Below are 8,884 nucleotides of genomic sequence, written 5' to 3'. Positions count from 1 at the left end.
CCCCGGCCCAGCCCACCCGCCCGACCTCTGACAATTTCCGGTGGCGTCCACCCACGGAAAAGAAAAATGAAGAGCAGAAGCAAAAGCCGGTCGCTGCGCTCGCGGGTCATGGGAGGGGTGGGGCGGTGTGGGGTGGAGGGACCGCAGGCGCCATGGATGGCGCCTACGAGCCTACAGGGACGTACTTGCGGCGTGTCCCGCAACCCTACATCGCCCCACCACCCCACAGACGTCGCCGAGCCGATGCGCTTTGGCCGTTGCCGTTGCCTGGCTTGTAGAAAGCGCTGCCGGCCGCCGGCCGGCCAACATCCCCCCGCTGCGCTGCGGCGCGACCTGCGGCCGACCGATCTGGGATAATGCGCGTTCTTGTTTCCTCTGCTGCCGGACCCGGTCATGACCCAGAAGACGCTGCTCAACGATACCCACCGCGCCCTTGGCGCCAAGATGGTCGATTTCGGGGGTTGGGACATGCCCATCCACTACGGCTCGCAGCTGGACGAGCACCACCTGGTGCGTCGTGAGTCGGGCGTGTTCGATGTCAGCCACATGACCGTGGTCGACCTGCGCGGCGACCAGGTCAAGCCGTTCCTGCGCCGCCTGCTGGCCAACTCGGTCGACAAGCTCAAGGCCACCGGCAAGGCGCTGTACTCGTGCATGCTGAATCCGCAGGGCGGCGTCATTGACGACCTGATCGTCTATTACCTGGGCGAAGACTTCTTCCGCATGGTGGTCAACGCCTCCACCCGCGAGAAGGATCTGGCGTGGCTGCGCGAGCAGGCGGCGCCGTTCAACGTCTCGGTCGAGCAGCGTCCGGACCTGGCGATCCTCGCCGTGCAGGGGCCGCAGGCGCGCGACATCGTCATCGGCCTGGCCCGCGAAGCCGACCGTGAGTCGCTGGGCAAGCTCGGCCGCTTCGCCGCGCTGCAGGTGCAGTCCGACGACGGCGTTGAACTGTTCGTCGCCCGTACCGGCTACACCGGCGAAGACGGTTTCGAGATCCTGCTGCCGCAGGATGCCGTGGTCGCGTTCTGGAACCGCCTGCTTGCTGCTGGCGTGAAGCCGGCCGGCCTCGGCGCGCGCGACACCCTGCGCCTGGAAGCCGGCATGAATCTGTACGGCCAGGACATGGACGAAGCGATCAGCCCCTACGAAGCGGCGCTGGCCTGGACGGTGTCGCTGGACGAAGGCCGCGACTTCATCGGCCGCGACGTGCTGGAGGCGCAGAAGGCCGCTGGCAACGCACGCCAGATGATCGGCCTGGTGATGGATGAGAAGGGTGTGCTGCGCCATGGCCAGGCGGTCACCACGGCCGGCGGCCAGGGCGAGATCCTGTCCGGCACCTTCTCGCCGACCCTGGCCAAGGGCATCGCATTCGCGCGCGTGCCGGCCGGTGAACTCGGTCAGGTCACCGTCGACATCCGCGGCCGCCAGGTGCCGGTGCGGGTGGTCAAGTTCCCGTTCGTGCGCGAAGGCCAGGCCCAGCCCGGCGTGCTGGCCGACGCGTGATCCAAACGTGCCGGTCGTCACTGCCAGCAGTGGCGGCCGGTTGGTTACACTAGCCCCGTTTTTTCCACCCCCTGCATATCTCTGGAGCAGTCCCATGAGCGAGATCCCCGGCGACCTCAAGTTCCTCAAGTCCCATGAGTGGGCCCGTGTCGAAGGCAATGGCCGCGTTACCGTCGGTATTTCCGACCACGCTCAGGGCCTGCTGGGTGACCTGGTCTACGTCGAGCTGCCGGAAGTCGGCACGACCGCCAAGGCCAACGAGCAGATCGCGGTCGTCGAGTCGGTGAAGGCCGCCTCCGACGTCTACAGCCCGGTCAGCGGCACCATCGTCGAGGTCAACTCGGCGCTGGCCGACAAGCCGGAAACCATCAACGAAGACGCCTACGGCGACGGCTGGATGTTCGTGGTCGAAGTGTCCAACAGCGATGAGCTCAACGAGCTGCTGGACCCGGACGCGTACGCCGAAGGCCTGGAAGACGAAGACCACTGAGTCGTCGTTTCCCTGGTACGAAAACGGCCACCCACGGGTGGCCGTTTTCGTTTTGGAGGACGCGTCGAACTTATGCCGACCGGTTCGCCGCATGCCATCGCCATGGCATCAGCCGGTGTCGAGCGCGGCCGAAAGGCGTGCGCAGTTTTGCGCAAATCCGCGTTTCCACCCCCGCAGCGGCGCGTCTGGATGTGAAAAGTTTTTGCCCTTGTTGCAGGTCCGTTGTGCTGGCGTTGGCGAGTGCATCGCCGTGCACGACCACGTCGCCGTGCGGCGTTCTACTCCAGGCCTCTACATGACGCAGAGTGCTTATTTCAAGTGTTTTTTCTTCGCTGTTCGTGCGCAGCCGATGGCAGCGACGATGCGCGACGCCGTGTTTGCCGGTGCTCGCGGAGGAACATCGGCAGGCGCGGGAAGGGCTCCCGGGACGCGGCGGATGTGAAAATTTTTCGCGGGGGTTGTTGACAGTAAAAAAAACCGTGATTAGGTTTCGCCTCAGCAGACCTTGCCTGCCAAACCGAGTGCGCAGAATCAATCGTCCGATGCGAAGCAGCCCCTCGAAGACCACCGCGATCCTCAAGACGGTGGACATGGCCCCGCTTCCCCCGGAGAAATGCAAGGCGACCCCTGTTCCGATGCCTGCTCCGCCGATCGTGGCGGGCATCACCGCATCCGTAACGGCGCGCCTGACGCGCCGGCGGTCCCCGCACGCAGCATGGGCGGGTTTGATCCACCTGGGCGTTTCAACTCCCTATCACTGACGAGGAGCCATCACCATGGCAACCAAGAAAGCTGCGAAGAAAAAGCCCGCCGCCAAGAAAGCGGTGAAGAAAGTCGCCAAGAAGGCCGCTGCCAAGAAGGCAGTGAAGAAGGTCGCGAAGAAGGCGACCGCCAAGAAGGCAGTGAAGAAGGCTGCCAAGAAGGTCGCCAAGAAGGCCACGGCCAAGAAGACAGTGAAGAAGGCTGCGAAGAAGGTAGCCAAGAAGTCCGCTGCCAAGAAGGCCGTCAAGAAGACTGCGAAGAAGGCCGTCAAGAAGGTAGCCAAGAAGGCCACCAAGAAGACTGCCAAGAAAGCCGCCAAGAAGACCACTGCCCGCAAGCCGGCCAAGAAGGTCGCCAAGAAGGCAGTGAAGAAGGCGACAAAGAAGACCGCCAAGAAGGCAGTGAAGAAGACTGCGAAGAAGGCGACCAAGAAGGCTGCCCCGAAGAAGGCTGCCAAGAAGGTTGCCAAGCGCAAGCCGGCCGCCCGCAAGAAGAAGGCCGCTCCGGTGGCCCTTCCGGCAACGCCGGCACCGCTGATCTAAGTACTTCCCGATAGCCGTACCCTGAGACCCCTTCCCCGACTGCCCAGCGGGGAGGGGGTTTTTTTATGGGCTGTCTGCGCCTGGCCAGCTGCGTTCACCCGCTGCGTCGCAGGGAAACCGCTCGACCAGGAAATCCACGAAGCTGCGCAGGCGGGTCGAGTGATAACGGTCGTGCGGATAGACCAGGTGCATGGGCCGTCCGCGGCGGCCATGCTCCGGCAGCAACGGGACCAGACGACCCGCATCGATGTCCGCTGCCAGCAGCAGGCTCGACTGCAGGATGATGCCCTGGCCCTGCAGCGCGGCCAGCCGCAACGCTTCGCCGTTGTTGATCTGCAGGCGTCCTGAAGGTGGCTGCGTCGCTGACGTTGCCTCGTTGCCCAGCCAGTGCGACAGCGCCGCCGGATCCAGCGACAGGCATTGATGCTGCTGCAGCGCCTGCACGCTGTGCGGCGTGCCATGCCGTGCGAGGTAGGCCGGTGATGCACACAGGGTCAGTCGATAGGGGCTGAGCGGACGCGCCACCAGATGCGTGGTGTCGGCCAGCATGCCGATGCGGATGGCGGCCTCGAATCCCTCATCGGCCAGTTCGACCACGCGATCGGTCAGTACCAGTTCGACACTGACCTCGGGGTAGCGGTCCATATAGGTCGACAGTGCCGGCACCAGCGCATGCGTGCCGAAGATCACCGGCGCACTGATCCGCAGCTTGCCCGCCGGTGCCAGATGGTGATGCTGGGCCTGTGCATCGGTTTCCTCCACCAGGCGCAGGATCTCCTTGCAGCGGCCGTAGTAGGCCTCACCGAACGCGGTCATGTGCTGCCGTCGGGTGGTGCGGCTCAACAGCTGCATGCCCAGCCGTTTTTCCAGGGCGCGCAGGTGCTTGCCGGCCATCGTCGCGGAGATGTCCAGTGCCGACGCCGCGGCACTCAGGCTGCCCTTTTCCACGGCCAGCACATAGACCTGCATGCTCTCCAACAGGTTCATCTGACACCCCGGGTTCTGAATGTTGAAACCTCGTCGAAGTTAATCAATCGAGGGTATTCAAAGAGCATGTCCGCACGGCCAGATGGGCCGGTAGAACCTGGCAGGGCAACACATGAAACTGGATCTTGAAGGACGTACCGCGCTGGTCACCGGCGCAGGTAGTGGCATCGGCGCTGGTGTCGCGCGGGTGTTGGCGACGCTGGGTGTGCGCATGGCGATCACTGCGCGGCGGCAGGCGCCGTTGCAGTCGGTGGCGGCCGCGATCGAGGCGGCGGGTGGGCCAGCACCGGTCGTGCTGCTGGGCGATCTGACCGACGCCGACGATGTGCAGCGCATTGCCAGCGCGTCGCTGCAGGCGCTGCAGCGCGTGGATATCCTGGTCAATGCGGCCGGTGGTGCACGGCTGGCCGGCGTGGCTGCAGCAGATGAGGTGTGGGACGAGGCGATGGCGCTGAACTTCTCGGCGGCACGACGGCTGACGCAGGCGTTGCTGCCGTCGATGCGGGCCAAGGGCTGGGGGCGTGTCATCAACCTCAGTGGGTCGATGGAGCCGCGCGCGGTGAATGCCGCGAGCCCGGCGAAAGCGGCGCTGCATCTGTGGAGCAAGGGACTGTCCTGCGACGTGGCGGGCGAGGGCATCACCATCAACGCGATTGCACCAGGACGTATCAACAGCGCGCAGATCCTGGATCGTCTGCATCCCACCGAAGAGAGCCGACGTGAGTTCATCGCCCGCAACATCCCGATGGGGCGTTTCGGCGAACCAGAGGAGGTGGCGCACCTGGTTGCATTCCTGGCCTCCCCGTTGGCGGGGTACATCACTGGGGCGGTGATTCCGGTGGATGGCGGAATGCACTACTTCGCCCACTAGCCCTGCGGAACGGTGGAGCCGAACCATGCTCGGCTGCTTGAATCAGCCGAGCATGGGCTCGGCGCTACAACAACAAAAAAAGGGCGACCCGTGGGCCGCCCTTCTGCTCACGGTCGAGTTCGCCAGCTCAGCGCGGCGAGGCCACCGCGCGGTTGCCCGAGGCGCCCTTGCCCTTGCGCTTGTCCTGCTGCGCCGGGGCGGCGCCCTCGGCCATCAGGTTGTCGCTGCCGAAGTCGGTGTCCACGTCCAGCCAACGCTGCGACGGCAGGCCGAGGGCGGCGTCGAGCACGGTCGGCAACAGACCGCTGGGCAGGCCGCTTTCACCGTTCCACATGATGGCGATGCCGAGGTCGCGCTCCGGTACCAATGCCACCAGGCCGCGGTAACCCTGCACGGCGCCGGCATGGAACACGACATCGTGACCGGCGTAGTCGAAGGTGCGCCAGCCCAGCGCGTAGCCGGCCGAGTGCAGGCGTTCACGGCGCCAGCCCGAACGCATCTCGCCCGGGGTGTTGATCAGGCTGGAGTGCAGGGTGGCCAGCAGCGGTGCCGGCAGCACGTCCGGGCGGTGGCCGGTATGGGCCAGCAGCCACTGCGCCATGTCACTGGCGCTGGCGTTGACGCCAGCAGCAGGAGCCACGCGGTAATAGGTCGGCTTCGGCGTCAGCGATACCCAGCCGTTGCGGCTGCGCACGTGCGGGCGCGCCCAGCGCGAACTGGCCTGGATGCCGGCCAGGCCGAGGCTGGCATCGTTCATGCCCAGCGGCTTGAAGATGCGGCGTTCGACCGACTGCTCGTAGAAACTGCCGGAAGCGGCGTAGACGACGTCGCCGATCAGGCTGAAGGCCACGTTCTGGTAGGCGTAGCAGTCGCCCGGCAGGCACTTCAGGCTGGTGTTGGCCAGCTTCTGGGTCAGCGCGTAGTACTCGGCATTGCCTTCGATGTCGCGGTCGTAGGCGTTGTACGGCAGGCCGACGCGGTGGCTGAGCACATCGGCCACGGTCAGGCGGTCGGTGGCCTCCGGCGAGTTCAGGCGGAAGCCCGGCACGTAGTCGGTGACCTTGCTGTCCCAGCGCAGCGTGCCGTCATTGACCAGCAGGCCGGCCATGGTGCCGGCGAAGGCCTTGGACAGCGACGCCAGGCGAAACACGGTGTGGGCATCGACCGGCAGTGGGTTGTTGACGTCGGTGACGCCGTAGCCGCGCGCGCTCAGCACGCGGCCGCCCTGCACGATGGCCACTGCCATGCCCGGCACGCGCTCGCCATAGGTGAGCTGCTGCGCCATCGATTCGATGTTGGCGACGTTGAAGCCGGCGGCCGGCAACTGCACCTGCGGCACCAGCCCGGTGCGGTAGGCCGCCGGCTGGGTGTGGGCGATGGCGCCACCGGCAGCGGTCTCGATGTTGGTCGGCATCGGCGGCAGGGCCGGCGGGGTCTGCGCGGTGGTGGACAAGGCAAGGGGCATCAACATGCCCAGCAAACCGGTGGCCGCCGAACGGATCGGACGACGCAGGCTGTTCTTTTTCATCGGTTGGAACCCGTGCGCGACTGCTGGGGATGATTCTAGCGCCGCTTTTCGCCTGTGCACAAACAAAGCGAAGATGAATGCGCATCTTGTTGAAAAAGTTGGATTTTTGACGCCAGAAAAGCGTGTATCACAAGGTGTCCGCGGGGCCGGTCCGTGATACTGCGTTGCAGCCGTCAGTGCGGCCTGCGCTGGCGATGTTGCAGTGCATTGGATAACGTACGCGCTTCACTGCCCCCGGAGCCTGCCATGCCGCTGTCCAACCGCCGTTCGCTGGCGAGGGGAGCCGCGTGAGCGCGGCCACTGCGGGCGGTCCGTTGAAGAAGCTGGTCGCAGCGCTGCGCGAGTCGCCGGCGCTGTGGTGGTCGTTCCTGTACTTCTTCTGCCTGCTCAGCGGCTACTACGTGCTGCGCCCGGTGCGCGAAGCGATGGCGGCCTCGGCCGACCTGGAGACGGTGTTCCCACCGGTGCTGATCGCCTGGTTCGCCAGCCACGGCATCGCGCTGAAGGACTTCGTCCTGCAGTTCCTGTTCTCCTGCGTGTTCGTGATCATGCTGGTGCTGCAGCCGGTCTATGGCTGGCTGGTCAGCCGCTTCCCGCGGCGGGTGTTCCTGCCGGCGGTGTACGGCTTCTTCATCGCCACCCTGCTGGGCTTCTATGCGCTGTTCGACAGCCAAGTGCCGGGGCGGGGCATGGCCTTCTTCCTCTGGGTGATGGTGTTCAACCTGTTCGCAGTGGCCGTGTTCTGGAGCTTCATGGCCGACGTGTTCTCCAACGCGCAGGCGCGTGCCTACTACGGCTATATCGGTGCGGCCGGCACCATCGGTGCCTTCCTTGGCCCGCTCATTACCAGCGCGCTGGCGCAGCGCGTTGGCATCGCCAACCTGATGCTGGTGTCGGCCGGTTTCCTGATCATCTGCCTGTTCTGCATCTGGCGCCTGCGGCATTGGGCGGTGCTGCGCGAACGCGAGCAGCAGCTGGTGTCCGGTGAGCAGCCGATGGGTGGCAGCGTGCTCGATGGCCTGAAGCTGATCGTTCGTGAGCCGCTGCTGCGCTGGCTGGCAGTCCTGGTGATGTTCGGTGTGGGCGTGGGCACCCTGCTGTACAACCAGCAGGCCAGCATCGTGCGCGCGGCCTTCAGCGATCCAGCCGCCAGCACTGCGTTCTTCTCGCGCATCGACCTGGCGGTGAACGCATTGACGCTATTGCTGCAGTTGAGCCTGACCCGCTGGCTGCTGTCGCGTCATGGCATCGCCCCGGCCCTGCTGATTCCCGCCTTCGCCATCCTGCTCGGCTTCTCTGTGCTGGCTGCCTCGCCTCTGCCGATGATGGTGGCGGTGGTGCAGGTGTTGACCCGGGCCAGCGAGTTCTCGCTGTTCAAGCCAGCACGCGAAACCATCTACACCCGTGTGGACCGCCAGTGGCGCTACAAGGCCGGCGCGGCCATCGATACGGTGGTCTACCGCGGCGCTGACCTGAGCTTCACCTGGGTGCACAAGGGGCTGTCCCTGTTCGGTTCGCACGTGGTATTCGTCGGCGGCGTGGTGGTGGCCGCGTGCATGACCGCTGCTGCGTTCGGCGTGCTGCGCGAAGAAAAGAAGCTGCCGCGCGACCGCTGATTTTCCGGGGTCAGATCCCTTTCCCGCAGGGAAAGGGATCTGACCTCATTCTCCATCCCTGTTCAAGGAACCGCCCATGTACTGGATCGCGCTCGCCCTGACCCTGCTGGTCGCACTGCTGCACGTTTATTTCCTGGTGCTGGAGATGTTCCTGTGGACCCGCCCGCTGGGTCTGAAGACGTTCCGCAATACGCCGGAGAAGGCGGAGACCACGCGCGTGCTCGCGGCGAACCAGGGCCTGTACAACGGCTTCCTGGCGGCAGGCATCGTGGTGGGGCTGGTGTTGGCGCAGCCGGTGCTGGTGACGTTCTCGCTGGCGTGCGTGGTGGTGGCGGGCTGCTATGGCGCGTACAGCGTGAGCCGGCGCATCTTCATGATCCAGGCGGTGCCGGCGATCCTGGCGTTGATCCTTCGCGCGGTGGCGTAGTTTCCGGCCAACGGCGCAGCCCCTCGTGGTTGGCCGCTCAGATCAAAAGCCGCGCTTGGCGGGGCGGGTGGGCCGTGCAGGGGACGCTGCAAGTACGTCCCTGTAAGCTCGATGGCGCCATCCATGGCGCCAACGCCCCAGCCCCGCCCCCCCCC

Annotated in this window: 9 protein-coding genes; 6 read left to right on the top strand and 3 right to left on the bottom strand. The window is 65.6% G+C overall.

The window, feature by feature from the left end:
* Positions 1-393: 393 nt before the first annotated feature.
* Positions 394-1,506 carry a glycine cleavage system aminomethyltransferase GcvT gene (gene gcvT, locus AC13GI_RS15920; RefSeq protein WP_099818857.1) on the top strand — a complete coding sequence of 371 codons (1,113 nt, stop codon included), beginning with the start codon at positions 394-396 and terminating at the stop codon, positions 1,504-1,506.
* A 94-nt stretch (positions 1,507-1,600) separates the two neighbouring features.
* Positions 1,601-1,996: a glycine cleavage system protein GcvH gene (gene gcvH, locus AC13GI_RS15915; RefSeq protein ID WP_482996787.1), complete on the top strand. Its 396-nt coding sequence runs from the start codon at positions 1,601-1,603 to the stop codon at positions 1,994-1,996.
* A gap of 70 nt (positions 1,997-2,066) precedes the next feature.
* Here gcvH and AC13GI_RS15910 read toward each other — a convergent pair whose 3' ends face one another.
* Positions 2,067-2,660: a hypothetical protein gene (locus AC13GI_RS15910; RefSeq protein WP_482996786.1), complete on the bottom strand. Its 594-nt coding sequence runs from the start codon at positions 2,658-2,660 to the stop codon at positions 2,067-2,069.
* 112 nt (positions 2,661-2,772) lie between these two features.
* On the opposite strand from AC13GI_RS15910, the gene AC13GI_RS15905 reads away from it, so the two are divergent.
* Complete coding sequence (locus AC13GI_RS15905; protein ID WP_025877789.1) at positions 2,773-3,300, top strand: hypothetical protein; 528 nt, start codon at positions 2,773-2,775, stop codon at positions 3,298-3,300.
* 63 nt (positions 3,301-3,363) lie between these two features.
* Here the strand turns inward: AC13GI_RS15905 and AC13GI_RS15900 are convergent, their stop codons facing one another.
* On the bottom strand, positions 3,364-4,287 hold the full coding sequence (locus tag AC13GI_RS15900; RefSeq protein ID WP_482996785.1) for a LysR family transcriptional regulator: 924 nt from the start codon (positions 4,285-4,287) through the stop codon (positions 3,364-3,366).
* Positions 4,288-4,399: 112 nt separating this feature from the next.
* Between AC13GI_RS15900 and AC13GI_RS15895 the strand changes: the two genes are divergently transcribed.
* Positions 4,400-5,158 carry an SDR family NAD(P)-dependent oxidoreductase gene (locus AC13GI_RS15895; protein WP_482996784.1) on the top strand — a complete coding sequence of 253 codons (759 nt, stop codon included), beginning with the start codon at positions 4,400-4,402 and terminating at the stop codon, positions 5,156-5,158.
* A gap of 127 nt (positions 5,159-5,285) precedes the next feature.
* On the opposite strand, the gene AC13GI_RS15890 is transcribed toward AC13GI_RS15895, so the two are convergent.
* Positions 5,286-6,686 (bottom strand): serine hydrolase domain-containing protein, encoded by a 1,401-nt coding sequence (locus AC13GI_RS15890; protein ID WP_099818861.1) that lies wholly within the window; start codon positions 6,684-6,686, stop codon positions 5,286-5,288.
* A gap of 287 nt (positions 6,687-6,973) precedes the next feature.
* Here AC13GI_RS15890 and AC13GI_RS15885 point away from each other — a divergent pair, with 287 nt between their 5' ends.
* Both AC13GI_RS15885 and AC13GI_RS15880 read left to right on the top strand, forming a co-directional pair.
* A complete protein-coding gene (locus AC13GI_RS15885; RefSeq protein WP_482996783.1) occupies positions 6,974-8,302 on the top strand; it encodes an NTP/NDP exchange transporter in 1,329 nt (442 codons plus the stop codon).
* A 76-nt stretch (positions 8,303-8,378) separates the two neighbouring features.
* Positions 8,379-8,729, top strand: a complete 351-nt coding sequence (locus tag AC13GI_RS15880; protein WP_191078159.1) for a DUF1304 domain-containing protein — start codon at positions 8,379-8,381, stop codon at positions 8,727-8,729.
* Positions 8,730-8,884: the final 155 nt, after the last annotated feature.

It is taken from the genome of Stenotrophomonas sp. 82F1 (genome assembly GCF_056861525.1).
Note: the sequence above shows the minus strand (reverse complement) of the source record. Positions and strands in the feature narration are given on the sequence as shown.